This window comes from Microbacterium sp. NPDC076768 (assembly GCF_040687205.1).
Classification (GTDB): domain Bacteria; phylum Actinomycetota; class Actinomycetes; order Actinomycetales; family Microbacteriaceae; genus Microbacterium.
In genome coordinates this window covers 1,003,234-1,029,369 of sequence record NZ_JBFBMU010000002.1, presented here as the reverse complement: position 1 = coordinate 1,029,369, position 26,136 = coordinate 1,003,234, and the positions used below count along the sequence as shown (strand labels likewise).

Below are 26,136 nucleotides of genomic sequence, written 5' to 3'. Positions count from 1 at the left end.
TTCAGTGCAGGATGCCGGCTTCGCCGAGCAGATCACGGAGCCCAGCGCCGTCTTCCGCGCTCACCCAGGGGGCGACATCTTTGGAGTGCGGTTCGTGGCCAGCGCGGCCGCCGGCAAGCACTGCTTCAGCGGGAAGCAACCGTCGGATGGCGACGCCAGCAACCGAATCCGGGTACTCATCCATGAACTGGCTGTAGATGGACTCGTCGTGCTGGCCGTCGTCACCGATGAGCAACCACTTCACGTCGGGAAATTCTGTGGCCAACCGTCGAAGGTTCGAGAGCTTGTGCTCGCGACCGCTCCGGAACCAACGATCGTGGGTAGGGCCCCAATCGGTGAGCAGCATGGCGCCTGCCGGAAACAGGTGCCGGCTCAAGAAACGCCACAGCGTCGGGGCGACATTCCAGGCGCCCGTCGAGAGGTAGACCATCGGAGCGCCAGGATGCTGTCGCAAAAGCTGGTCGAGCAACACCGCCATGCCAGGAACAGGAAGACGGGCGTGCTCATCAAGCACAAAAGAGTTCCAAAAGGCGATGAAAGGGCGCGGGAGAGCCGTCACCATTACCGTGTCATCGACGTCGGAGACCACACCGAAGTTGGTTTCTTCCGCCACGACGAAAGCGCGGGCCTCGACAGGCTCTTGGCCTTCGACAGCGAATGCGAATGTCTGCCAGCCCGGCTCAAGATCGACCCGAATCACGGCGTCAAAAACGCCACCGCGATCTGCCGCGACCTGATGAGTGGTGTCACCCATGTGCACGGTGACGCCAGCGAAACCTACCGGGATTCCGACAAAGCTACGCCACCCTCTGACGCTCGCCGGTTCACCATCGCGCGTGCGACGTTGCGGCGGCACGATGAGTACTCGTCCGACGACGCGCACCCACCCAGGACCGCCGTAGCCGGGGAAGGGCAGGATCGTCGCGACACGGCCACGACGGCGCGCACGACCTTCTCGCCACACATGGAGGCGGTGTTCGAGTCGGGCGAACCAGTGGATCCGGTGCGCCGGGGGAGCGGATGCCATTGGCTCAGTCTTTCACGTCAGCGTCGGGCTCAGGATCCGCTGCGTGCAGATGACGTGCTTCAATCCGGTGCAACAGCTTCTTGCCGAGAAAGGCGAGGAGAAGGAACAGGGCGATGACGCCGACGAAGATGTAGCCGGCGAAATGTACGCGATCGACGAGCTCTCTGAAGCTGCCGGCAGCGAGCGACGCGACGCTCACGTAGGCACCCGCCCAGATGATGCACGCAGGGGCCGTCCATGCCAAGAATCGGCGGTACGGGTACTCACTCATCCCCACGGTGAGGGGAACGAGGGAGTGCAGTACCGGCAGAAAGCGAGAGAGAAAGATTGCAATACCGCCGCGGCGGGCGAGGTAGTTCTCTGCTTTGACCCAGTTGTGCTCACCGATCCTGCGCCCCAGCCAGGAGGCTCTGATGTGCGGGCCAAGCCAGCGTCCGAGCCAGAAGCCGATGCTCTCGCCGATCAGCGCCCCGATCACGACCGCGACGCCCATGGCGACGCCTTCCAGCGGAGTAGCGACGCCGGTCGAGGCGATGATCACGATGGTGTCGCCCGGCACAATGAGCCCGATCAGGATGCTCGTCTCCAGCATGATGGCGACGCTTGCGATCAGAGTGCGGGCAATCGGATCGATCGACTGCACAGTGTCGAGGAGCCATAGCAGGAGGTCGTCCACCCCATGAGAATACGGGAGTCGCGCGGTCGTAGTCTGGAAAGGTGCCTGATCGCCTGAACTCCCGCATCCTCGCCGTGTGCCCGGATGCCGCTTCGGTGTTCCTGATGCTCGAATCGCGCTCCACTGAGGTGTTTTGGCTTGACGCCGGAATCGACGCCGTTGAGGGATGGAGCTTCATCGGCACCGGCACCCGTTCGACGTTCCCGCATCACGTCGCACTCGACGTCGCAGCGGCAGAGAGCGCTGTCCCTCCGTTTTGTGACGGATGGATCGGATGGCTCGACTACGAGACGGGAGCGGCGGCCGCTGGTGCCCCGGTCGCTTCTTCTGAACGAATGGACGGGGCGTGGCTGCGCGCCACTCGCATTCTCGCGATTGATCATGCGTCACAACAGGCATGGGCGATCAGCTCCGCAGATGACCTCGAAGCATGGGCTGCTGAGGTATCGGCACGGACCGACGCTCCCGATCGAGCCGCCTCTGCCGCATCATCGTTTGACCGCAATGAGATGCGCCGAGATGCCGTGAGCCGGCACGAGCCCGCAGAGTACATCGCGTTGATCGAAGAGTGTCGAGAACTCATCCGTGCGGGCACCGCCTATCAACTCTGTTTGACCACCCGCTTCACCGTGGAGGGTTCGCATAACGCCGCAGACGTTTATCTTCGCTTGCGTGCGGCGACCCCGGCTCATCACGGCGGCTTCGTGCGCATCGGCGATCGGTCGTTGCTGAGCGCGAGTCCGGAACAGTTCCTGCACGCGTCCCAGGGCACTGTGCGCACCCGCCCTATCAAGGGCACTCGGCCCCGGAGCACCGATCCGGTGGAAGATGCCGCCCTCGCAGCAGAGCTCGCAACCAACAGCAAAGAACGCGCAGAGAACGTGATGATCGTTGACCTCATGCGCAACGACCTCTCCCGGGTTTGTGAGCCGGGGAGCATCAGGGTCGAAGGTTTGTGGGTCGTCGAGAGCTACCCTGCCGTGCATCAGCTCGTCAGCACAGTGAGCGGTGCGCTTGCCAAAGGAGTGACGGTCGGTGAGTTGCTCGCCGCCACTTTTCCTGCGGGCAGCATGACCGGCGCCCCCAAACTGTCGGCCATGACGCGACTATATGAACGAGAGGGCGGCGCTCGGGGTATTTACGCGGGCTGCTTCGGGTACATCGGTGTCGACGGTTCGCTCGATCTTGCGATGGTGATCCGAAGCATCGTCATCGAGCCCACCCGCGCAGTGGTGGGGGCGGGTGGGGGAATCACCTGGGGTTCTGTCGCCGCAGCAGAGGTCGCAGAAGTCACGACAAAAGCGCGAGCGCCGTTGGCCGCGCTCGGCGCTGAACTCCCGGCGAGCTGGGGTTCCGATATCCTGAACTGATCCCGTTTTTTCCTTAGATTGGTCGTGCGCTCGTTGTCTGAGAACCTGTCCACCGCTCCCACTGGCGATGAGGCCCCATCGGCGCACGCCATCCAGCAAAAATGGCAGAAGTACTGGGCGGAAAATGGCACGTTCCTTACCGGGGGAGACGATGACACGCGTCCCCGGCGATACGTCCTCGCGATGTTCCCGTACCCCTCTGGCGATCTGCACATGGGGCATGCGGAGAACTACCTCTATTCCGACATCGTGGCGCGTTTCTGGCGTCACCGCGGGCACAACGTGCTCAACCCCATCGGGTGGGACTCCTTTGGGCTGCCGGCAGAGAACGCCGCGATCCGCCGTGGGGCAGACCCACGCGAGTGGACGTACCAGAACATCGCGCAGCAGAAGGAAGGGTTCCAGGCATACGGAGTCTCCTTCGACTGGTCCCGCGTGCTGCACACGTCCGACCCCGAGTATTACCGCTGGAACCAGTGGCTCTTCCTGAAGTTGCACGAGCGTGGACTCGCGTATCGCAAGAAGAGTCCAGTCAACTGGTGCCCGAACGACCAGACCGTGCTGGCAAACGAGCAGGTCGTCGATGGTCGTTGCGAGCGCTGTGGCGCCGAGGTCATCAAGAAGAAGCTCACCCAGTGGTACTTCCGCATCACGGACTATGCCGACCGTCTTCTGGATGACCTGAACCAGCTGGAAGGTTTCTGGCCGCACAAGGTGCTCCAGATGCAGCGCAACTGGATCGGCCGTTCGATCGGTGCCGACGTCGACTTCGTGATCGAAGGACGCGACGAGCCTGTCACGGTCTTCTCCACGCGTCCAGACACACTCCACGGCGCGACGTTCTTCGTCGTCGCTCCCGACTCCGAGCTGGCCGCAGAGCTTGCCGCAGATGCTACAGATGACGTACGTCAGCGCTTCCAGACGTACCTGGAGCAGGTGCAGAAGGCCTCAGACATCGACCGTCAGGCAACGGATCGACCGAAGACGGGTGTCTTCCTCGAGCGCTACGCCATCAACCCGGTCAACGGCGAGAAGATGCAGGTCTGGGCGGCGGACTACGTGCTGGCCGACTACGGTCATGGCGCTGTGATGGCGGTTCCCGCCCACGATCAGCGTGACTTGGACTTTGCTCGCGCGTTCGACCTGCCCGTCAAGGTTGTTGTCGACACGACCGCTCCGATCACCGGATCGATGCCCGTCATCGAGGTCGATGAAGACGGCGTACCGATCGATCCAGAGGCGGCTCTTGACGAGCAGAACCCGGCTGCGACCGGCATCGCGCTGACCGGCGAAGGTCGCATGATCAACTCGGGCTCGTTGAATGGCCTGTCCAAGCGCAATGCGATTGCCCGTGCGATCGAGCAGATGGAAGCATCCGGAACCGGTCGCGCAGCCAAGAACTATCGCCTCAGGGACTGGCTCATCTCGCGTCAGCGCTTCTGGGGAACCCCGATTCCGATGTTGCACGCCGACGACGGCCGCATCATCCCGGTGCCGGAAGACCAGTTGCCGGTGAAGCTGCCAAGCATCGATGGCCTCGATCTCTCGCCGAAGGGCACGTCGCCTCTCGGCGGCGCGGAGAGTTGGGTACGCACGACCGATCCGGAAACGGGCGACCCGGTGTTGCGTGACCCAGACACCATGGACACGTTTGTCGACAGCTCGTGGTATTTCCTGCGGTTCTTGTCGCCGAACAGCGACACAGTAGCGTTCGATCCCGCTCAGGCCGACCGTTGGGCCCCCGTCGATTCGTACATCGGCGGCGTCGAGCACGCGATTCTGCACCTGCTGTATGCGCGCTTCATCACCAAGGTGCTCTTCGACATGGGGCTGATCGACTTCACGGAGCCGTTCTCGAACCTCATCAACCAGGGCATGGTCATTCTCAACGGCACGAAGATGTCGAAGAGTAAGGGCAACCTGGTGTTGTTCCAGGAAGAGCTCGATGCGCACGGTGCAGACGCGCTGCGTGTGGGGTTGGCGTTCGCTGGACCGGTCGAAGACGATAAAGACTGGGCCGATGTGTCGACGACAGGGGCGCAGAAGTTCCTGGCCCGCGCGATGCGGGTTGCCAGCGAAGTCTCGAGTCCCGTGGATGTTGTCTTCGACGGCGGCGACGCTGCTCTACGCCGCGCGACTCACAAACTTCTCTCTGAGGCGCCTGCGCTGGTCGAACAGACAAAGTTCAACGTGCTGGTTGCCCGCTTGATGGAACTCGTGAACATCACACGCAAGACGATCGATGGTGCGGCGGGTGCGGCCGATCCTGCCGTGCGTGAAGCGGCGGAGACAATCGCCGTGATGCTCGACCTCATTGCGCCTCACACTGCAGAAGAGATGTGGGAGATTCTCGGGCACGAGCCGTCTGTAGGCCTCGTCACCTGGCGCTCGGCCGATCCGGCACTGCTGGTGGAAGACTCGATCACGGCTGTCGTGCAGGTGGGCGGCAAGGTGCGTGCGCAGCTGGAGGTATCGGCGCGTATCAGCGAGTCTGAGCTTGAAGCGCTCGCACGCGCAGACGAGCGCGTCATTCGCTCGATCGGTGACCGCGAAATCGTGAAGGTTGTCGTGCGCGCTCCCAAGATCGTCAGCTTCGTCGTCAAGGGCTGAGGCCTCTGCACGGTGGACGATCCGCACGGATTGTCCACCGTGGCGGAGTTCGCGGTGATCTCCGTGCGTGATCGGGCCTAGCTTGGCTCCATGGCATCACCGCTGGCTCCTTTGCCGCCTCGACGTCGGCTACGCCTCAGTATCGGCGCCGCCGTTGTTTTGTCGTTGGTGGTGGTCTCCGTAGCAGTCGGCCTCGGCATCGTTCGTGGTCAGTCTGCGCCCGCCCAAACCGTTCCTTTAGGAGATGCCACCGAGACGGCGAGTGCCGCCGGCGAGCTCTATGTGCATGTTCTCGGCGCTGTCGAGAATCCAGGCCTCTACGTTCTGGATCTGGATGCGCGGGTCGTCGATGCGCTGGCGGCAGCCGGAGGAACAACGGCGGAGGCCGATCTGGCCGCCGTGAACCTCGCCAGAGTACTGACCGACGGTGAACAGGTCGTCGTCCCGGTCGTCGGTGCTGCGGCCGACCCGACCCAGGCAGCGCCGCCCGGAGACGACAGGATCAACCTCAACGAGGCAGACCAGGCGGCGCTGGAGACGCTATCGGGGATCGGCCCAGCGATCTCGCAGCGGATCATTGCGTGGCGCGAAGAGAACGGACGGTTTCAGTCCGTGGACGACCTCATGGCCGTGCCAGGAATCGGCGAGAAGATGCTGGCGTCCTTGCGCGATGCAGTCAGGGTCTAGGTGATGTCATTCGATGTGAAGCGTTCTGATCGAGGCGGAGAGCTAGCGTCGTTGGAAGGAATGCTGGGGGAAGTGTTGCGTGTGCGGGCGCGTGATTTGAGGCTTGTGCCGCTTGCTGTTGCGGTGTGGGCTGCGGCGTTGGTGTGTGTGTTTTTGCCTGCGGTGACGTGGTGGGTGGCGGGGTTTTCTGCTGTCGGTATCGGGATCACGGTGGTGTGGGCAGAAGTGTCGCGGCGGGGTCGGGGTGTGCGTCCGGCGCTGGGGCTTGTGGTGGTGGTTTTGGCCGCGATGGCGGCGGTGGCGGTCACTGCTGGTTTGTCGATGACGGCGCGTGATGTGGCGGTGGCATCTGCGGGGCGGGTGGTGGAGGTTTCAGGGACGGTGACGTCGTCGGCATCGGTGGGTCAAGATGGGCGGCTGTGGTTTGAGGTGCAGTCGCGCATGATCGGTTCGCGGGGTGACGGAATGCCGGTGTCGGTGCCGATTCGGGTCGGTGCGGAGCCGGCTGATGGGTTTGAGTTGGGTGCGGAGATTCGTGTGGTGGGCGAGGCTGCGGTGACAGATGCGGGGGAGCGTTCTGTTGTTGTCCTTTATGCGATGGAGTCGGAGGTGGTTTCTCCGGCTGGTGGTGTTTTCGGTGTTGCCGCCGATGCCAGGGGCGTGTTTGTGGAGAGGTCGCTTCGTTTGCCGGAGCCTGGTGGTGTCTTGTTGCCTGGGCTCGCGGTGGGGGACACGCGCGCGGTCTCGGTGGAACTGAACGATGCCATGCGCGCGAGTGGCCTCAGCCACCTCACCGCCGTCAGCGGAGCGAACTGTGCCATCGTCGTTGGGGCGGTTTTCTGGTTGACGGCGGTCGCAGGGGGTGGCCGTGCGCTGCGTGTCGTCCTGTCGCTCACAGCTCTGGCCGGGTTCGTGGTGCTGGTGACCCCGGAACCGAGTGTTATCCGGGCGGCGGTGATGGCTGCGGTTGGGATGCTCACCGTGTTGCTTGGGAAACCGAGCGCGGGGGCAGGCATTCTCTCGCTCTGTGTGGCTGGCATTCTGATCGCAGATCCGTGGTTGGCAGCTACCCCGGGGTTCGCGTTGTCTGTCGCGGCATCTGGGGCGCTGATCCTGCTCGCCCCGGCGTTAGCGAGGGGACTCGAGAAAGCTCTCCCTGCTCCGATCGCCCTGGCTGTCGCTGTCCCACTCGCAGCGCAATTGGCGTGCGCTCCCATCATCGCCCTCTTCGCCGAACAACAGTCTTTAGTCGGCATCGCCGCAAATTTGCTTGCAGCGCCGGCCGCTCCGCTGGCAACGGTGGTGGGCCTTCTGGCATGTCTCGCGGCCCCGATACCGTTACTTGCTGACCTGTTGGCTGCCTCCGCTTGGCTGCCAGCCGCATGGATCGCGACAACCGCGAACACGACAGCGGGGCTGCCAGCGGCGCAGATCATGTTGGCTCCGGGAATCAGCAGCGCTCTCCTTGTTGCACTCGTGTGCGCATCGATCACGGCTTTACTAATTCGACGCTCGTCCACGCTGCCGCGTGCATTCGCGGGACGGGCGACTAGCTGGATGCGAGGCGCCGCTGCTGCAGTTTTGATAGTTGTGCTTGCACTGGCGGGTTCTCGTGCTCTTCTTGACGGACCTTTGGCTACAGCGACGACTCCAGACGGCTGGTCTATTGCGCTGTGTGATGTCGGGCAGGGGGATGCCGTGCTCATTCGCTCGGGAGAAATGGTTGCTCTCGTCGATACCGGCCCGGAGCCTGCACCCTTGGCCGCGTGCCTACGGTCGCTTGGTATCGAGCGGATCGACCTGCTCGTGCTCACGCACTTCGACCTCGATCATGTGGGAGGTGTCGCTGCCGTAAAAGGGAAAGTAACCACCGTGTTGCACGGACCAGTGGGGGAGCGCGCCGATCAGCAAACGCTCGATGACCTCGATGAGGCGGGCGCAAGGATCGACGAAACCTTCGCGGGCCAGCGCGGAGTGCTGGGGCTGGCCGCATGGCGCGTGCTGTGGCCCGCGCGCGATTCGGCGGCGTTCGCCCCGGGGAACGATGCGAGTGTGGTCATCGAGTTCGAAGGCGGAGGAGTGCCACGATCGATCTACCTAGGGGATCTCTCGGCTGTTTCGCAACGTGCCCTTCTCCGGGCCGCCGGAGTCAGCCGATACGACGTCGTCAAGGTGGCCCATCACGGAAGCGCAGATCAAGACCCTGGTCTCTATGAGGCGCTGCAAGGCCAGGTTGCCCTGTTCAGCGCTGGTCTCGACAATGACTACGGCCACCCGCGTGCGGAGACCATCGCGCTCACGACAGCGAACGGTGCACACATCCTGCGCACCGACGAACAGGGTCGCATACTGCTGGGTATCCGCGGCGGCGAGTTGCACGTGTGGACCGAGACAAAGTGAGAGTGTGTACGGACCTACGGAAAGCAGGGTGTGGAAATGATCTACTCGATGATCGTGCGAAAAAAGGTGCGCAGCACCTTCGACGAAATCAATGTCGGCAATTACGCGGCGATGGTCGATGGTCTCGCGCCCTCCTTTGAGTACGTGTTCGGCGGCGAGCATGCGCTGGGTGGTCGGCGGGTGACAACAGCGGCGATGAACCGGTGGTGGCAGCGGGTGCTCAGCGTGCTCCCTGGCGCGCAGTTTGACGTTCAAGAGGTGCTCGTCAACGGTGCTCCATGGAACACACGCATCGCCGTGCGGTCGCGTGTCAGTGGACCGTTGCCCGGAGGAGAACTCTATGAGAACACCGTCTTCCAGTTCATGACTCTAAAGTGGGGCAAGGTCACTGCGGTGGAAACTATCGAAGACCTTCAAGTGCTCGAGCGGGCGCTCGCGACCGTCGCTGACGCGGGGAACCCTGCAGCCAGGGCCGCTCCCATCAACGGCTAGTCAATTCTGGAGCAACTCCGAAGAAGTCTGTCGTGTCTGTGACCGCCGGTAGGCTGAGATCATGGCAGCTTCGCGTCCCCCGTCCCGTGGTGGAGCGAAACCGACCAAAATCCCGCAGGTGTCGTGGCGGGAACCGCGTCCAGCACCTGTCGTGCTCGTCTTTGGGCCTGAAGAGGTCTGTGCTGAACGTGCGATTGCCGGAGTGCGCGACTACTTGCGCGCCGAAGACCCTGCACTCGAAGTGAGTGACGTACGTGCCGACGACTATGCCCCTGGCACTCTGCTGTCGCTGACATCTCCGTCATTGTTTGGTGAGCCGCGTCTTGTGCGCGTTTCAGGCGTGGAGAAGTGCTCAGATGCCTTCATCCAAGAGGCAGTGTCGTATCTCGACAACCCGCAAGAAGGAGCCACCGTCATCCTTCGCCACACCGGGGCGAGTGTGCGCGGCAAGAAGCTGCTCGACGCTCTCCGCGCGGGCAACGGCGGTGGAATCGAGATCGCATGTTTGGCCGTTAAACGGGACAGCGATCGGGTGGACTTTGCGGCAGGGGAGTTCCGTGCGGCTAAGAAACGTATTGCTCCCCCCGCGCTGCGTGCGTTGGTCTCCGCGTTCGCCGACGACCTCACCGAACTAGCGGCGGCCTGCCAGCAGCTCATCGGCGACGTCGAAGGAGATATCTCCGAAGACGTCGTCACCAAGTACTACGGCGGACGAGTAGAGGTCTCGGCCTTCGTCGTCGCAGATACAGCGATCGCCGGTCGCTACGGCGAAGCTCTTGTGGCTTTGCGGCATGCGCTTTCTTCTGGCGCCGATCCCGTGCCGATGGTGGCTGCATTTGCGATGAAGCTGCGCACGATGGCTCGTGTTGCCGGCAATCGCGAGCCGAGCAGACAACTTGCCCAGCGGCTAGGGATGAAGGATTGGCAGGTTGATCGGGCACGCCGCGATCTGGCTGGCTGGAACGAACGATCGCTCGGAATGGCGATTCAGGCCACAGCGCGCGCAGATGGTGAGGTTAAGGGAGCGGCGCGTGACCCGATCTTCGCGCTCGAACGTATGGTCACGGTGATCGCTACCCGTCAGCCGTTTGGCGAATAACGCACGAGGCTGACGCCGCAGAAGCGTACACACACGAAGAAGGCCCGCCCCGAGAACGGGGCGGGCCTTTCTAAACTGCTTCAGCTCAGAGCGAAGCGACGTGCTTGGCGAGAGCCGACTTGCGGTTCGACGCCTGGTTCTTGTGCAAGACGCCCTTGCTGACGGCCTTGTCGAGCTTGACGGAAGCCTTCTTCAGACCGGCTTCAGCGGCCTTCTTGTCGCCAGCGGTAACGGCGGTACGCGTGGAACGGATAAGCGTGCGGAGCTCGCTCTTCACGGCCTTGTTGCGCTCGTTTGCCTTGGCGTTGGTCTTGTTGCGCTTGATCTGCGACTTAATGTTTGCCACGTGTGGACGCTTTCTGTACAGGAATATTCGGAATGCCGGCAGCAGAAGAGGGCTGCTGCACAGCGATCGTGAGGGAAGAACCCACACGCAAGCCAAGAAGTAACTCTACCAGCAGACCAGGTGATCACGCGAAACGGGGACGGCTCGTGCCGCTGTGTCGTTGGACTACCCGGCTGAGGTGGGGTGTTCCACCGTCGCGATGGCCAGTTTCAACACCGCGTTGAAGATCTGCGGACGCATCGCGGTGACCAGATGAGTCGTGCGAGGCACAATGATCAGCTCGGCATGCGGGACGAGCCGCCGGAACAGGGCCTCGTTGAGCCTGAGCTGGTCGTACTGCCCGTTCACGAACCACATCGGAACGGTGATGCGCGGCAGAGCGGTGAGAAGGTTGAGCGCGCCGAGGCTGCGAAGCGCGGCGTCTTGAGTGTCGAGCGCGTAGCCTCCCGCCGCGAAGTCCGGCCGAGTGTCCGCCGGGATAGTCGCTTCGAGAATCCGCCCGGTCAACCACATCCCGCGATCGGGCAGGGCATCAACGGCGCGGGTGAATAGTCGGTACGCCGCGAGTCCAGCGCCATGGGGGAGCGAGGTGCATGCCGCCGCGATGAGCCCTGCGACCGGGGGCTCTGACGTGCCGCCGACATACGCGAGACAGAGCAGCCCGCCCATTGAGTGACCAACAAGGAGGACGGGACCCTTTCTCGCAGCGGCGCGCACTGCGTCATCAATGGTGCGCAACGCTTCTTCGAGGGTGAACTCCTCCGTCATCCGGGCGCCGTGTCCAGGGAGATCGATGGCGATAGAGGAGTAGTCGTGCTCGTCAAGGTAGACCACCTGAGAACGCCACATGGTCGCAGACGTACGTATCCCGTGCACGAAGACGATCTGAGCACTCACGCGACCAGCATAGAGAAAGCGGGGCCGGTGGATAAACCACCGGCCCCGCTCACACACAAGGTGCTAAAGAGAAATTACTTCTCCCAGCCCACGTTCTCCACCGGCTGTACACCGAAGAGGTCAAGACCCACGTAGGGCTCTGGCGTGAGGTTTGCCAGACCCGCCTTCGCGGTCCAGATCTCCGGGCCGTTGTAGAGCGGGATGATGCCCCAGGTCTCAGCGAAGATCTCTGCCTCGAGCTTCATCGCCGCAGCAGTCTGCTCTTCTGGATCGGTGATCGACTCGACCTCGCTCTTGATGCGCTCATCGATCTCTGGCGTACCGGTCGCGGAAAGGTTCAGGCCGCTGTCGGTGCAGTAGATCTGGCAGAACCAGGCAGCACCGAACGGGTCAGACGAGCTGAACCGCAGGCTGACGATGTCCCAGTTCTTCGAGGTGTAGTCCGCCGAGAAGTCCTGTGAGGAGCGAACATCGATCTGAACGTCGATTCCCACTTCCTTCTCCTGCGCCTGCAGCGCCTTGGCAAGAGCCTCGTTTACGGGGGAGTCGCTAAAGATCGGGTACGTGACGGTCAGCTTCTCGCCGTCCTTCTCACGGATACCGTCTTCGCCAACTTCCCAGCCTGCTTCGTCGAGCAGGGCGTTGGCCTCGTCGACATCGTGCTCCCAGCCAGCCTCAGCGAGCGCGTCGCTGTAGCCAGGCTGGAAGGAGAAGAGCGTGAACGAACCAGCCGGCTCCTCGGTGTAACCGAGACCGTTCCAGGCGATCTGCTGCTGCTGCTCGCGGTCGACCGCGAGGAAGAACGCCTTGCGAACGTTGACGTCTTCGAACTGCGGCTTGTCGGCGTCGACCTGGAGCAGCGTGTTAGCGGACTGCTGCGCGCGGTAAGTCACGACATCTTCCATGTCCTTGACCTGCTCGAGGCGGTCCTTGCTCGCCGTGGCGACGGCGTCGATCTCGCCGTTCTTGAAGGCATTGATGGAAGCGGCAGCGTCCATGCCCTGGAAGGTGACAGAGTCGAGCAGCGGTGCGTTGCCCCACCACTCAGGGTTCGGCTTGAACGACACGTAGTCGCTGTTCGAGTCGAACTCCTCAACCGTGTACGGGCCAGCACCCCAGGCGGGGTTCAACTCGTTGACGAACGCCTCGTTGAACAGCTCAGGCGTGTTGATCGCCGGGTGGATGACACCGGTGAGGAACGGCATCTGCGGCCATGCGAACTCGCTCTTGAAGGTGACGATCGCGGTCTTTGCGGTGTCTCCCTGCTCGACCGACTCGATCTCCTTGTAGCCGTCAGTCGCGTTCGGGTTGTAGCCCTCGTCGTACGAACGGTTGGCCTTCCAGGTGGCGTCGATGGCGGTCCAGTCCATGTCTGTACCGTCGTTCCAGTGCGCCTCATCCGTGAAGGTGAAGGTGATCTGGGTCTTACCGTCGACGACTTCGTAGTCCCACTCATCGAGGTACGCGTCGTTCTTGTATGGGGTGCCATCTGGCTCCATCAAGAGAATCTGCGGCATGTACCAGGCGGCAACGCGCGCGGTGTCGGCGCTCGCGTCGCTGTTGAAGGCGTTCAGCTGCTCCGGGATCTCGTTGATCGGGAAGTTGACTGTGCCTCCTTCCTGAAGGTTGTCGCGCGACTGTGGGTTGTAGTCCGCGGCATCGACGCCCGTGGGCGCATCGCCGTTACCGTCACCGTTGTCTCCGGTGTTGGCAGCGCACCCACCGAGGGTGAGCGCGAGGGTGGCGCCGAATGCCAGCGTCCCCATCAGCTTGTACTGCTTCATGGTGCTCCTTTCGCCTTGCGGCGTGTCATAGGGGGAGAATAGTTCGCCGGAGCGGGGTCTGTCCCCGGCGCGAGTGAATATCCGCTAACTGTTATCGGACAGTGATCCGACACCGGTTAGGACGCAGCGGGGTGATCGGTCAGCGTCGCCGGATCGAACACGATTCGCTGCCGCGTGCGCTCGATATCGGGGTCAGGAACGGGGATCGCCGACAGCAGCGCCTTGGTGTAGGGATGCTGTGGATTGTCGAAAACATCGTCGACATCGCCGTGCTCAACAAAGTCGCCGAGATACATCACCGCAACGCGGTCGGCGATGTGACGGACGACCGACAGGTCGTGCGCGACGAACAGGTACGACAACCCGAGCTTTACCTTGAGATCGTCCAGGAGGTTGATGACTCCGGCTTGGATCGACACGTCGAGGGCCGAGACCGGCTCATCGAGCACCACGATCTTCGGGTTTGTAGAAAGCGCACGCGCAATACCGATGCGCTGACGCTGCCCACCCGAGAACGCCTGTGGGAAGCGGTCGCTGTGCGCGGGGTTGAGGCCCACGAGATCCATGAGCTCATCTACGCGCTGATGCGCTTCGGTCTTGGGCGTTCCAATCGCGAAGAGCGGCTCCGAAATGATGTCCGCCACGGTCATGCGTGGGTCGAGCGCGCCCATGGGGTCTTGGAAGACGATCTGGATATCGCGTCTCAGGTCTCGCTCAACCTTGCGGCTACGGATGCTGTTGACGCTGGTGCCGGCGATAACGATGTCACCCTCTGACTGCTTCACCATGTCCATGATCTGCAGCAGCGTGGTGGTCTTTCCACTTCCGGACTCACCGACGATCGCCAGAGTTTCCCCTTCGCGCACATCGAAGCTGATGCCCTTGACGGCGTGCACCTCGCCAACTTTTCTCTTGAGGAAGGCTCCCTTGAGGAGCGGGAACGTCTTGGTGAGGTTTGTGACCTCGAGTGTGATCGGCCGTTCTTCTCGGGGAAGTCTGGTGAGCTCACTCTCCGGAACCTCGCGCACCGGATAAACGGGCAAGCCGCCGAGCTTGCCGCCGTCTTCGATCTCGTGAGAGCGGATACAGGCGGCGCGGTGCTCCCCGCCGCCTGCGGTGGCGACCGGCAGGAGGTCGGGTTCTTGCGTGCGGCACGCATCCATCACGATGGGGCAGCGGTCAGCGAAAGGGCACGCATCCGGCAGATTGATCAGTAGCGGAGGGTTGCCCTTGATGGGGGTGAGGGGTTCCTTCTCCGCCTTATCGATGCGCGGGATGGCTCCCAGTAGACCAATGGAGTACGGCATACGCGTCTGATGAAACAGTTCGCGGACAGGTGCCTGCTCGACGGGCTTTCCCGCATACATCACCATGACATCATCGGCCGTGCGCGCAACGACGCCCATATCGTGAGTGATCATCATGACCGCAGCGCCGGTCTCGGCCTGTGCCTTTTCGATCAGGTCGAGAATCTGCGCCTGAATCGTCACATCCAGCGCTGTGGTCGGTTCATCGGCAATGATCAGCTTCGGCTTATTGGCCATCGCAATCGCGATCACGACGCGCTGGCGCATACCTCCGGAGAATTCATGCGGGAACGACTTCATCCGCTTCTCTGGTTCGGGGATGCCGACGAGCGTGAGCAGTTCGATAGCCCGCGCTGTCGCCTCCTTCGCCCCCATACTGCGATGCACGGTGAGCGCCTCGATCAGCTGGTCTCCGACCGTGTACACCGGCGTCAGCGAGGTCAGCGGATCTTGGAAGATCATCGACATTCCGTTGCCGCGAATGGTGGAGAGTTGCGCGTCGTTTTTTCCGAGCAGCTCTTCGCCGTTGAACATGATCGAGCCGGAGACCTTGGCATTCTCATCGAGAAGGCCCATGACAGCTAGTGAGGTCACTGACTTGCCTGAGCCGGACTCACCGACGATGCCGAGCGTCTTGCCCGCTTCTAGGTCGAACGAGACGCCGCGGACCGCATCGACCCTTCCGGCCTCTGATGCAAAGGTGACCTTGAGGTCGCGGACAGACAGTACAGGGCTCATGCGCGGCCTCCTGCAGCCGAAGTGGGATCGAGGGCGTCACGCAGACCATCAGCGATGAGAGCCATCGAGATAGTCAGCAGGGTGAGCGCCGCCGCGGGGAAGTAGAACAGCCAGGGCGCACTGGTGATGGTGTTCGCTCCGGATCCGATGAGGGACCCCAGCGAGACATCCGGGATCTTCACACCGAACCCGAGGAAGGAGAGCCCTGTCTCCGTGGTCACCGCGGTCACAACACCGAGGGTGAAGTTGATCACCAGGAGTGAACCAATGTTCGGCAGCATGTGGCGGAAAACGATCACCATTCCGCGCACACCCATGTAGCGCGCTGCCTGCACGTACTCGCGCTCGCGGAGCGAGAGCGCCATCGTCCAGATGATTCGTGCGGGGAAGTACCAGCCGATCACAAAGATCATGATCAGCGAGATGATGCGCCAGTCGCCACCGGACTTGTTCGACAGCAGCGACAGGATCAGGAAGCTCGGAATCACCATCATGAAGTGGATGACAAGCAGGGTAATTCGTTCGGTCCAGCCACGGAAGTAGGCCGCCGCGGTACCGACGATCGCCGAGATCACGGTGGTTCCGATGGATACCGTCAACGCGATCATCAGTGAGCGCTGCAGGCCGACCGCCGTCTGGGCGAAGGTGTCGTTACCCGAAGACGTCGTGCCGAACCAGTGCTCAGACGACGGGGGAGTGCTGAGGTTCAAGAAGTCGAGGTCGGTGAAGCTGTACTTCGCGATCAGCGGGGCGAACACCGCGAACAGCACGAGCAGGATGAAGATCACCACTCCGCCGACAGCTGGACGGTTGCGCATGAAACGCCGGTAGTACAGCGACCACTTAGACATGCGCTTGCGGGGAGCCCGCGTGGTGGTCTCCACTCCGTCGGGAGGCTGGATCGAAGGGTCGATCATTTCGGTGGTCATATCAGCTCACCCTCACTCGCGGGTCGAGGACAACGACGGCGATGTCAGCCATGATGGCGCCGATCGCTGTCAGCACAGCGCCGAAGGCCGCGATCGCGACCGTCGCGTGGATGTCGTTCTTGTTCAGGGCATCGACGAAATAGCGGCCCATACCGTTCCAGGCAAAGATCGTCTCGGTGAGGATCGCGCCGGTGAAGATCGCCGGAATCGTAAAGGCAACCTGCGTGGCGACCGGGATCATCGAAGTGCGCAGGGCGTGCTTACGAATCGCCTGCGGCTTCGTGAGGCCTTTAGCTCTCGCCGTGCGCACGTAGTCGGCGTTGATGTTGTCTAGCAAAAGCGAACGCTGCAAGAAGTGGATGTTCGCATAGCCAACGATCGTCAGCGCGATGGTGGGAAGCGCAAGGTGTTGGAGCGCGTCTATGAGGACGGGGAAGAATCCCTCCACCCCCTTGGAAGAGCTGCCGGTGACGTAAAAGACCCGGACACCAATCCACTCGTTGAAGTTGATGGCCAGCAGCACCAAAGCCAGCGCTGCGACCACGATGTTGATGTTCATCGTGATGATCGACGTCGCTTGACCGATGCGGTCGGCGAGCTTGTACTGGCGTGAAGCGGTGTACACGCCGAGCGCGATACCGAGGATCGTCGAGATGATCGTCGCCCCGAGCACGAGCTCCGCACTGACCCACATGCGGTAGGCGACCTGCTCGTTAACCGAACCACCCGTCGGGCTCACACCCCAGTCCCAGCGCAGAAGGATGCCGGTGAGCCACGTCCACCACCGTTCGATGAGGGGAACGGTATCGCTCAGGTTCTTCGGGATGAGCTGTTGGTCGATCTGCTCTGGCGACAGCGGAGGTCGCCGCCCAACAAAGTTGTTCTTCGGGTCGAGGAACCCCCACGCAAGGAAATACGTGATGTTCGTAGCGACCACGATCATGAGCAGCCAACCGATCGCTCGGCGCAGGAGGTACTTGATCAAGGGGTCAGTCTTTCTCTTTTACAGACGCGCTCGGGATCTTCCGACGCAACGCTGAGTCGGGCAGACAATTACTCTCCGTCTACCGTTTTCCGCGACGCGACAGCGACCACGGGGTGTGTGACGGAGTCTTATCGCTTACGGGATCCGGTGTCACGGATTTGCCCCGGGCAACTTTGGGAGACTATCACCGGTATACCGGAATCGGGGATTAGTACTACCTGACCGTAGACTTGAGTGGACATGTCTCCTCGCGCACACACTCCTCTTCAGCCGGCCTCGACGCCCGCTACGCAGATTCGTAACTTCTGCATCATTGCCCACATTGATCACGGCAAGTCGACTCTCGCTGACCGCATGCTCCAGATCACCGGAGTGGTCTCAGATCGCGACATGCGCGCCCAGTACCTCGACCGCATGGATATCGAGCGTGAGCGCGGCATTACCATCAAGAGCCAGGCGGTGCGGATGCCCTGGGAACTCGATGGAGAGACTGTTGCCCTGAACATGATCGACACCCCGGGCCACGTCGACTTCACCTACGAAGTTTCGCGCTCGCTCGCGGCGTGCGAGGGGGCGATTCTGCTCGTGGACGCGGCGCAGGGCATCGAAGCTCAGACGCTAGCGAACCTGTACCTGGCGCTGGAAAATGACCTCCACATCATTCCCGTGCTGAACAAGATCGACCTGCCAGCGGCTGATCCGGAGAAGTACGCAAAAGAACTCGCGTCTCTCATCGGAGGAAAGCCAGAAGACGTTCTACGGGTGTCTGGTAAGACCGGCGTCGGCGTCGAAGAACTGCTCGACCGGCTGGTCAAAGAGATCCCCGCTCCGAAGGGTGACGCGGATGCGCCGGCCCGCGCGATGATCTTCGACTCCGTCTACGACGCCTACCGTGGCGTAGTCACGTACGTCCGAATGGTCGATGGCAGCTTGTCGCCTCGCGAGCGCATCCAGATGATGTCGACCGGCGCAACGCACGATTTGATCGAGATCGGCGTGTCGAGCCCTGAACCTATTCCGAGCCAGGGGCTGGGGGTGGGCGAGGTCGGTTATCTGATCACCGGTGTGAAAGACGTGCGGCTCTCCAAAGTCGGAGACACGGTCACAACGCATCGGAAGCCCGCAACGCAGGCGCTTCCTGGCTACACCGATCCGAAGCCGATGGTCTTTTCCGGCCTATACCCGATCGACGGTAGCGACTATTCCGAGCTGCGCGAAGCGCTCGACCGGCTCAAGCTGTCGGACGCATCGCTTGCCTACGAGCCAGAGACATCTGTCGCGCTCGGCTTCGGGTTCCGCTGTGGCTTCCTTGGCCTGCTGCACCTTGAGATCATCACCGAGCGGTTGGCGCGTGAGTTCGGCCTAGATCTCATCACCACAGCGCCAAGCGTGATCTACGAGGTTTTCACCAGCGACACCAACGAAACCGTCACGGTGACCAACCCGAGTGAGTATCCAGATGGGCGCATCGGCTCGGTCTCTGAGCCGATGGTGAAGGCCGCGATCTTGCTGCCGAAGGACTACGTCGGCACGGTCATGGAACTCTGCCAGTCGCGTCGCGGCACGCTCCTCGGCATGGAGTACTTCTCGGAGGAGCGTGTCGAGCTGCGATACAACATGCCGCTCGGCGAGATCGTCTTCGACTTCTTCGACCAGCTCAAGTCCAAGACTCAGGGGTACGCCTCGCTCGACTACGAACCCGCTGGGCAACAGGAAGCCGATCTGGTGAAGGTCGACATCCTTTTGCAGGGCGAAAAGGTCGATGCTTTCAGCTCGATCGTGCACCGCGACAAGGCGTATGCCTACGGGACCCTGATGGCTGAGCGTCTGCGCAAGCTCATCCCTCGTCAGCAGTTCGAAGTGCCGATCCAGGCGGCCATCGGTGCCCGAATCATTGCGCGCGAGACGATTCGTGCGATCAGAAAAGACGTGCTCGCTAAGTGCTACGGCGGCGACATCACCCGTAAGCGCAAGCTCCTCGAAAAGCAGAAAGAGGGCAAGAAGCGCATGAAGATGGTCGGGCGTGTCGAGGTTCCGCAAGAGGCGTTTATCGCTGCGCTCTCCGGCGACGTCGAGACCAAGAAGTAGCGCCCCGTCGGCGACCCCTTCGACAAGCTCAGGGCCCGATGGGCAAGCTCAGGGTGCGGGGTCTTGGTGTTCCGTGGAACTGGGTCGCTGAGCCTGTCGAAGCGTCCCCGCCTGTGCCGATGGTGGCCCCTTCGACAAGCTCAGGGCCCGATGGGCAAGCTCAGGGTGCGGGGTCTGTGGAACTGGGTCGCTGAGCCTGTCGAAGCGTCCCCGCTAGCGCCGATGGTGGCCCTTTCGACAAGCTCAGGGACCGATGGGGAAGCTCAGGGGGCGGGGTCTTGGTGTTCTGTGGAACTGGGTCGCTGAGCTTGTCGAAGCGTCCCTGCCAGCGCCGATGGTGGCCCCTTCGACAAGCTCAGGGACCGATGGGCAAGCTCAGGGTGCGGGGTCTTGGTGTCCTGTGAATCTGGGTCGCTGAGCTTGTCGAAGCGTCCCCGCCTGTGCCTGTGGTGGCCCCTTTGACAAGCTCAGGGGCCGATGGGGAAGCTCACAGGGTGCGGGGTCTTGGTGTTCTGTGGAACTGGGTCGCTGAGCTTGTCGAAGCGTCCCTGCCAGCGCCGATGGTGGCCCCTTCGACAAGCTCAGGGCCCGATGGGGAAGCTCAGGGGGCGGGGTCTTGGTGTTCCGTGGAACTGGGTCGCTGAGCCTGTCGAAGCGTCCCCGAACTCGACGACCGTGACAGGGCAGTTAAATCCGCACCACGCTCCTCGATGAGGGCGATCTTCTTCTGTCTACTCCAGCCTTGGATTTGCTTCTCGCGGTAGAACGCAAGATCCACGGTCTCGAACAGCTCCGCGTAGACAAGCACGACGGGGCGCCGCTTACTGGTGAAGCGTGCCGCGAGATAGTCGTCATTGTTGTGCTCCCACACGCGCGAGTCGAGGTCCCTGCCGGTACTGCCTGTGTAAAAGCTGCCGTCTGTGCATTGCAGAATGTAGGTCCACGCCATCGTTCATGATCTCCGGACGGAGTGGGGTGTGACGGGGGTGTTGATAGGTTTTGCCCTTCGACAGGCTCAGGGACCTTCGGTGGAGGGGAAGTCGGGCCCTTCGACAGGCTCAGGGACCTTCGACAGGCTCAGGGACCTTCGACAGGCTCAGGGACCGGAGCGGGGATCGATGTGACGCTGTGCGGCGCGTGTGGGTGATCGTCCAGGCAACCCGAAGTAGGGTGGGAGTCATGCGGCGCGGTACATTCCGAGACGACACGGTTGACTATGCGGCCGTGGGTGCGACCCATGCGCCCGATTTGATGCACTACCCGCCGGAGCGCAGTCTCCCGGCGGAAGAGTCGTGGCGTATCGGGAGCGGGTCAGATCGTTTTCAGACCGCGGGCGAGGCGCTCCTGTCTTGGACGGCACAGCGCGCGGCAGGGTTGTCAGTAGAAGACGTGCGTCCTGCCCCTGGACCTGCATATGCAGGGGTCAGCTTCGATGCCGAGGGCAATGCGATCGCCCCGAGCAAGCGCGAGGTCGAGCCCCGCTACGACGCCGAAGGCATGCCCTTCGTCGGGGCGGGTATGACCCTGCAGCTGCGCGGACGCGTCGGTGGCATGCGCGCCGACTCAGAGCTACGAGTGATCTCTGTCACAGAAGAGACTCGACGCATCGGTTTTGTTCTGGGAACCGTCGGCGGCTCCGTGGTGAGTGGTGAAGAATCCTTCGACATCGACTGGCGCGAAGACAATGACGAAGTGTGGTTCACCGTGCGGGCGTTCGATGCTCCGAACGCGCTGCTCTACCGCGTCATTCCTGCACTGGTGAAGCGTCGGCGTCGCGAACTTTTTGCGCGCTACCTACGGGCGATCTCACCGCTCTACGCGACGCCGCTGTGATGGCGGGTCCGCTTCCTCTCGGCGACCCCGCACCGCAAGACGGACATCTGCCAGCCGATCTGCTGATCGACACTAATGTTCCATTTTCGGCATACCTCCACATCCCGTTTTGTACGGTGCGATGCGGGTACTGCGACTTCAATACGTACACCTCTACGGAGCTCCGCGGCGCCAAGCAAGAGGACTACGCGTCGACACTGATTTCTGAAATCGCGCTTGCCCGTCGCGTCATGAGCGACGCAGGAGCATTGCGACCGATGGACACCGTGTTCTTCGGCGGTGGAACACCGACGCTCCTTCCCGCTGGCGACCTCGCGCGCATGCTCGACGCTGCAACGTCGGCTTTCGGGCTCGCGGCAGGGGCAGAGGTGACTGTCGAAGCGAATCCGGACACTGTCACGCCCGCTGTGGCGCGCACACTCGCGAACGCGGGAGTTACGCGCATGTCTATCGGCATGCAGTCGGCGGTGCCCCACGTGCTTGGCACTCTCGACCGCACGCATAAGCCAGAGAATGTGCACACGGCGGTTACTGCCGCTAAAGACGCCGGACTGTCTGTGAGCGTCGACCTCATTTATGGCGCGCCAGGCGAGTCGCTCCAAGACTGGGAAGCATCCCTCGATGCGGCACTCGCGCTTGAGTCGGAGCACATCTCGGCATATGCGCTGATCATCGAAGACGGCACAAAACTCGCACGACAGATTCGACGCGGCGAAGTCCCCACACCAGACGACGACCTGCAGGCCGACATGTACGAGCTTGCGGATGCGCGACTCGCCGCTGGTGGTTTCGAGTGGTATGAGGTGAGTAACTGGGCGCGCCCTTCGACAAGCTCAGGGACCGACGCAGGCTCAGGGACCGACGCAGGCTCAGGGACCGACGCAGGCTCAGGGACCGGGGGAAGCTCAGGGACCGGGGGAAGCTCAGGGACCGGGGGAGGCTCAGGGGCCGGGGGAGGTTCAGGGGCCGGGGGTGGCTCGGCGGCGGGGGACAACCGCTCGCGGCACAACCTGGCGTACTGGCGGGGGAATGACTGGTGGGGTTTCGGGCCAGGGGCGCACAGCCATGTGGCCGGATTGCGCTGGTGGAACGTCAAGCATCCTGCCGCATACGCGCAACGGCTCGCTGCGGCAGAGTCGCCAGCGGCAGGGACCGAACGACCAGACGATGAGTCCCGCACGCTGGAGCGCATCTTGCTTCTCAGCCGCATTCGCGACGGGATTGCAATCAGCGAGGTCCCGCTCGCCAACCGAACCCGCGTCGCAGGGCTGATCGCTGATGGTCTCGTTGATCCCGCCGCGGCTATCCAAGGTCGCATCCAGCTGACGTTGCGTGGCCGGCTCCTTGCTGATGCAGTGGTGCGCGAGCTCACAGACTGAGAATCCGGACACCTGTCGCTGTACGCGATAGGATTGGCACTCTGAACATCCGAGTGCCAGCGGAAGGGAAGGCAATGGTCTCAGATCGAGGACTACAGGTTCTCCGCGCAATCGTGCGGGACTATGTCGAGACCCACGAACCCGTCGGCAGCCGCTCCATCGTCGACCGGCACTCTTTCGGGGTATCAGCCGCGACGATTCGCAACGACATGGCGATGCTCGAAGACGAAGAGCTCATCACCGCCCCGCACACCTCTTCTGGTCGCGTGCCGACAGACAAGGGCTACCGGGTCTTCGTTAACCACTTGGCTCAGTTGCGCCCGCTTTCTTCCGCTCAACGCTCTGCCATTGAGTCTTTTCTTAGCGAGCCTGCCGATCTTGACGATCTGATGGTGCGCACTGTGCGAGTGCTCACCCAGGTCACAGGTCAGGTCGCGCTCGCGCAGTATCCGTCGTTCGCCAGGGCGCACGTCTCTCATCTCGAGATCGTCGCACTGGGGCCGAACCGCCTGCTGATCGTGCTGGTGACGGATGCGGGAGGGGTTTCTCAGCGATTGGCCGTGCTCCCGGAGACAATCGATGAGGCAGATCTTGCCGCGTTGCGTGCGCGATTTGCCGCCTTGATTACCGGTCAGGCGATCAGTGAAGCGTCGGATCGTCTGCAGACCTTGCTCGCGGCAGAGGAAACGCCGAGAGACCGTGTGCTGCGGACGCTTGCCGGCGTGATCTCAGACGAGTTGGGAGCCTTCCGCCAGGAGCGACTCGTTATGGCGGGGGCAGCGACGCTCGCACGCCGCGAACAAGACTTCCGCGGCAGTATTCATCCGCTTCTCGAAGCGATCGAGGAGCAGGTGACGCTGTTGCGGCTGATGAGCGAGATGGTCACGGACGAACACGGTCTCGCTGCGAGCATCGGCACGGAGAACGCGCCATTCGGCCTCGGAGAGGCATCGATCGTCGCCAGTAACTATGCCGCGCCCGGGGGCACGGCAAGGGTCGGCGTGATGGGCCCGACGCGAATGGACTACCCGAGCAACCTCGCCGCAGCCAGGGCGGTCGCCCGGTACTTGTCGCGAATGCTCGACGAAGACGAGGCAAGCCGCTAACGCGGCTGCCACCAGAACAGACACACACGCAGAAGGGCGATTTGTGGCGGACCACTATGAAGTTCTCGGGGTGTCCCGGGAAGCTTCCACCGATGAAATCAAGAAGGCGTACCGACGCCTCGCGCGTCAGTTGCACCCGGACGTAAACCCGGGAGACGACGCTGCAGAAAAGTTCAAGCTCGTCACTCACGCATACGACGTGTTGAGCGATGACGATTCCCGTCGTCGTTACGACATGGGCGGCGGAGACGGCGCAGCGAACGACTTTGGCGGCTTTGGCGGGTTCGGGGACATCTTCGAAACCTTCTTCGGCGCCTCTCAGGGCGGGGGACGAGGCGCGCGTCCGCGTTCACGCCGAGAGCGTGGACAGGATGCGCTGGTGCGAGTGACGCTCGACCTGGGCGATGTCGTTTTCGGAGCGCACCGGGACATCGACGTCGACACGGCTGTGCTGTGTGAGACGTGCAATGGCTCCTGTTGCCAAGAGGGCACGTCTCCGGTCACCTGCGATATTTGCGGCGGCTCTGGCCACGTGCAGCGTCAGGTGCGGAGCCTGCTGGGCAACGTCATCACCTCTCAGCCCTGCGGCACCTGCGAGGGTTATGGCACGACCATTCCGTACCCGTGTGGCACATGCGGAGGACAGGGGCGCGTGCGTTCGCGTCGCACTGTATCGCTCGACATCCCCGCGGGCGTGGAGACCGGACTCCGGCTTCAGCTCCCCGGTTCCGGCGAGGTCGGCAAGGCGGGTGGTCCCAACGGAGACCTCTACGTCGAGGTGACCGTCAACCCGCACGCTGCCTTCAGTCGGGATGGAGACGACCTTCTGGCGACTCTTGAAGTGTCGATGACCGATGCGATTCTCGGCACGGAGACGTCTATCCAAGGACTCGATGGTGAGGTCGACCTCGAGATTCGACAGGGCGTGCAATCCGGTGACGTCCTGACAATCAAGGGCCGCGGGATCACCCCACTTCGTGGCACACAGCGTGGCGACCTTCGCGTCGGCGTGCAGGTGGTGACGCCGACGAAGTTGGACTCAGCGCAACGGTCGCTGATCGAGGACTTCGCGAAGAAGGCGAAGTCGCCAGAGCCGCAGCTCGCGCAGTTCCAGCAAGGACTCTTCTCTAAGCTGCGCGACCGCTTCCGCAACCACTGATCATGGCGTTGCACTTCCTTCTTGATGCGCCGACGGATGCTGGTGTGGGCGATCTTGTCGCCCTCATCGGCGCCGAGGCGAAGCATGCAGCGGTGGTGCGTCGGCTTCGGGTCGGCGAGGCAGTCACTGTCGGCGATGGCCGAGGAGCCTGGCTGTCCGGCACTGCTGAAGAAGTCTCGCCAGCCCGTGTCGACATCCGCATTTCGGAACGTACTGAGCGCCCTCTGCCGACTCCGCGAGTCGTTTTGGTTCAGGCTCTTGCCAAGGGTGACCGCGACGAGCTCGCAGTTCAGGCTGCGTGCGAACTAGGCATCGACGAGGTTGTGCCGTGGCAGGCAAGTCGCAGCGTGTCGCGCTGGGAGGGCCCCAAAGCTGTCAAGGGTCGGGATCGCTGGGCCGCGATCGTGCGCGAGGCCGCAAAGCAAGCGCACCGCGCCTGGGTGCCGGAGGTTGCGGCACCTGTCTCGACGAAGCAACTCGCGGAGCGAGCGACGACTCAGCGGGTGCTGATTCTCGACCCCACGGCGTCGGCGCGGCTTTCGGACATCGAACCGGATGGTCGAGACATTGTGCTCGTGGTGGGCCCCGAGGGCGGCGTATCCGATCAGGAGTTGGTGCAGCTCGTCGATGCCGGTGCGGAGCGGGTGCTTCTCGGCGAGACGGTTCTTCGCACATCGACGGCTGGACCAGCGGCGATTGCGGTGCTTTCGGTAGCTCTCGGACGATGGTGAAGGGCGTCAGAGCCATTACCAAGCTCTGAGCTGCACCGGACCGGTGGTCAGTAGACTTGAGGGTATGACGGAACCCACCATCTTCACGCGCATTCTCGATGGAAAGATCCCCGCCGAGATCCTTGGCGAGACAGACCGAGTGTTCGCGCTGAGAGACATCGCTCCGCAAGCACCGGTTCATCTGCTCGTTGTGCCCAAGACGGCTGAATACCGCGACGTGGTTGAGGTCGCCGAGGGAGACCCCGCTTTGCTCGCAGAGATGATCGCCTTCGCTGGCGAGCTTGCGAAGGCACATACCGAAGATGGGGAATTCCGCCTCGTATTCAACACCGGTGCGAACGCCGGACAGACAATTTTTCATGTCCACGCCCACGTGTTGGCTGGCGGACTGAACGAAAAGAGCGTTAGTGCCTGAAAATCACGAACCGCAAGAGCGAAGCCTCAACGCCCCGCAACCCGAATCCGTAGAGAAGATCTACGTAGACGGCGTCGC

At 62.5% G+C, this 26,136-nt stretch carries 22 protein-coding genes; 13 read left to right on the top strand and 9 right to left on the bottom strand.

What is annotated here, in order from left to right:
- Nucleotide 1: 1 nt before the first annotated feature.
- Both AB0O87_RS11340 and AB0O87_RS11335 read right to left on the bottom strand, forming a co-directional pair.
- Complete coding sequence (locus tag AB0O87_RS11340; protein ID WP_363515642.1) at nucleotides 2-1,027, bottom strand: phosphatase domain-containing protein; 1,026 nt, start codon at nucleotides 1,025-1,027, stop codon at nucleotides 2-4.
- Nucleotides 1,028-1,031: 4 nt separating this feature from the next.
- Entirely contained in the window at nucleotides 1,032-1,703 is a 672-nt protein-coding gene (locus AB0O87_RS11335) for a DedA family protein (protein WP_363515639.1), read from the bottom strand.
- A 41-nt stretch (nucleotides 1,704-1,744) separates the two neighbouring features.
- On the opposite strand from AB0O87_RS11335, the gene AB0O87_RS11330 reads away from it, so the two are divergent.
- The 6 genes from AB0O87_RS11330 to holA all read left to right on the top strand — a co-directional run bounded on the left by AB0O87_RS11330 (nucleotide 1,745) and on the right by holA (nucleotide 10,361).
- Nucleotides 1,745-3,073, top strand: coding sequence for an anthranilate synthase component I family protein (locus AB0O87_RS11330; protein WP_363515636.1), 1,329 nt, complete (start codon nucleotides 1,745-1,747; stop codon nucleotides 3,071-3,073).
- A gap of 33 nt (nucleotides 3,074-3,106) precedes the next feature.
- Nucleotides 3,107-5,683: a leucine--tRNA ligase gene (gene leuS, locus AB0O87_RS11325; protein ID WP_363516234.1), complete on the top strand. Its 2,577-nt coding sequence runs from the start codon at nucleotides 3,107-3,109 to the stop codon at nucleotides 5,681-5,683.
- A gap of 90 nt (nucleotides 5,684-5,773) precedes the next feature.
- Nucleotides 5,774-6,370 (top strand): ComEA family DNA-binding protein, encoded by a 597-nt coding sequence (locus AB0O87_RS11320; protein WP_363515633.1) that lies wholly within the window; start codon nucleotides 5,774-5,776, stop codon nucleotides 6,368-6,370.
- A 3-nt stretch (nucleotides 6,371-6,373) separates the two neighbouring features.
- On the top strand, nucleotides 6,374-8,770 hold the full coding sequence (locus AB0O87_RS11315) for a ComEC/Rec2 family competence protein (protein WP_363515630.1): 2,397 nt from the start codon (nucleotides 6,374-6,376) through the stop codon (nucleotides 8,768-8,770).
- Nucleotides 8,771-8,806: 36 nt separating this feature from the next.
- Complete coding sequence (locus AB0O87_RS11310; protein WP_363515627.1) at nucleotides 8,807-9,262, top strand: nuclear transport factor 2 family protein; 456 nt, start codon at nucleotides 8,807-8,809, stop codon at nucleotides 9,260-9,262.
- 61 nt (nucleotides 9,263-9,323) lie between these two features.
- Complete coding sequence (holA, locus tag AB0O87_RS11305) at nucleotides 9,324-10,361, top strand: DNA polymerase III subunit delta (protein ID WP_363515624.1); 1,038 nt, start codon at nucleotides 9,324-9,326, stop codon at nucleotides 10,359-10,361.
- A gap of 85 nt (nucleotides 10,362-10,446) precedes the next feature.
- Here the strand turns inward: holA and rpsT are convergent, their stop codons facing one another.
- From rpsT to AB0O87_RS11275, 6 genes are all read right to left on the bottom strand, one after another.
- Complete coding sequence (rpsT, locus tag AB0O87_RS11300; protein ID WP_363515621.1) at nucleotides 10,447-10,707, bottom strand: 30S ribosomal protein S20; 261 nt, start codon at nucleotides 10,705-10,707, stop codon at nucleotides 10,447-10,449.
- 165 nt (nucleotides 10,708-10,872) lie between these two features.
- Nucleotides 10,873-11,604, bottom strand: a complete 732-nt coding sequence (locus tag AB0O87_RS11295; RefSeq protein WP_363515618.1) for an alpha/beta hydrolase — start codon at nucleotides 11,602-11,604, stop codon at nucleotides 10,873-10,875.
- Between the two features lie 74 nt (nucleotides 11,605-11,678).
- Nucleotides 11,679-13,388, bottom strand: a complete 1,710-nt coding sequence (locus AB0O87_RS11290; protein WP_363515615.1) for an ABC transporter family substrate-binding protein — start codon at nucleotides 13,386-13,388, stop codon at nucleotides 11,679-11,681.
- A 116-nt stretch (nucleotides 13,389-13,504) separates the two neighbouring features.
- Entirely contained in the window at nucleotides 13,505-15,433 is a 1,929-nt protein-coding gene (locus tag AB0O87_RS11285) for an ABC transporter ATP-binding protein (RefSeq protein WP_363515613.1), read from the bottom strand.
- On the bottom strand, nucleotides 15,430-16,362 hold the full coding sequence (locus AB0O87_RS11280; RefSeq protein WP_363515610.1) for an ABC transporter permease: 933 nt from the start codon (nucleotides 16,360-16,362) through the stop codon (nucleotides 15,430-15,432). The genes AB0O87_RS11285 and AB0O87_RS11280 overlap by 4 nt, the downstream gene beginning before the upstream one ends.
- Nucleotide 16,363: 1 nt before the next feature.
- The gene (locus tag AB0O87_RS11275; protein WP_363515607.1) at nucleotides 16,364-17,347 is read right to left on the bottom strand and encodes an ABC transporter permease; all 984 of its coding nucleotides are present in this window, start codon (nucleotides 17,345-17,347) and stop codon (nucleotides 16,364-16,366) included.
- A 240-nt stretch (nucleotides 17,348-17,587) separates the two neighbouring features.
- On the opposite strand from AB0O87_RS11275, the gene lepA reads away from it, so the two are divergent.
- Nucleotides 17,588-19,435 carry a translation elongation factor 4 gene (lepA, locus tag AB0O87_RS11270; protein ID WP_363515604.1) on the top strand — a complete coding sequence of 616 codons (1,848 nt, stop codon included), beginning with the start codon at nucleotides 17,588-17,590 and terminating at the stop codon, nucleotides 19,433-19,435.
- A 601-nt stretch (nucleotides 19,436-20,036) separates the two neighbouring features.
- On the opposite strand, the gene AB0O87_RS11265 is transcribed toward lepA, so the two are convergent.
- Nucleotides 20,037-20,384, bottom strand: a complete 348-nt coding sequence (locus AB0O87_RS11265) for a GIY-YIG nuclease family protein (RefSeq protein WP_363515601.1) — start codon at nucleotides 20,382-20,384, stop codon at nucleotides 20,037-20,039.
- A 230-nt stretch (nucleotides 20,385-20,614) separates the two neighbouring features.
- On the opposite strand from AB0O87_RS11265, the gene AB0O87_RS11260 reads away from it, so the two are divergent.
- From AB0O87_RS11260 to AB0O87_RS11235, 6 genes are all read left to right on the top strand, one after another.
- Nucleotides 20,615-21,268 carry a DUF1990 family protein gene (locus AB0O87_RS11260; protein ID WP_363515598.1) on the top strand — a complete coding sequence of 218 codons (654 nt, stop codon included), beginning with the start codon at nucleotides 20,615-20,617 and terminating at the stop codon, nucleotides 21,266-21,268.
- Complete coding sequence (gene hemW, locus AB0O87_RS11255; RefSeq protein WP_363515595.1) at nucleotides 21,268-22,647, top strand: radical SAM family heme chaperone HemW; 1,380 nt, start codon at nucleotides 21,268-21,270, stop codon at nucleotides 22,645-22,647. Before AB0O87_RS11260 ends, hemW begins: the two co-directional genes overlap by 1 nt.
- 74 nt (nucleotides 22,648-22,721) lie before the next feature.
- Nucleotides 22,722-23,753, top strand: coding sequence for a heat-inducible transcriptional repressor HrcA (hrcA, locus tag AB0O87_RS11250; RefSeq protein WP_363515592.1), 1,032 nt, complete (start codon nucleotides 22,722-22,724; stop codon nucleotides 23,751-23,753).
- Between the two features lie 43 nt (nucleotides 23,754-23,796).
- Nucleotides 23,797-24,912 (top strand): molecular chaperone DnaJ, encoded by a 1,116-nt coding sequence (dnaJ, locus tag AB0O87_RS11245; protein WP_363515589.1) that lies wholly within the window; start codon nucleotides 23,797-23,799, stop codon nucleotides 24,910-24,912.
- 2 nt (nucleotides 24,913-24,914) lie between these two features.
- On the top strand, nucleotides 24,915-25,643 hold the full coding sequence (locus AB0O87_RS11240; RefSeq protein WP_363515586.1) for a 16S rRNA (uracil(1498)-N(3))-methyltransferase: 729 nt from the start codon (nucleotides 24,915-24,917) through the stop codon (nucleotides 25,641-25,643).
- A 64-nt stretch (nucleotides 25,644-25,707) separates the two neighbouring features.
- Complete coding sequence (locus AB0O87_RS11235; RefSeq protein WP_363515583.1) at nucleotides 25,708-26,058, top strand: HIT domain-containing protein; 351 nt, start codon at nucleotides 25,708-25,710, stop codon at nucleotides 26,056-26,058.
- Nucleotides 26,059-26,136 lie beyond the last annotated feature (78 nt).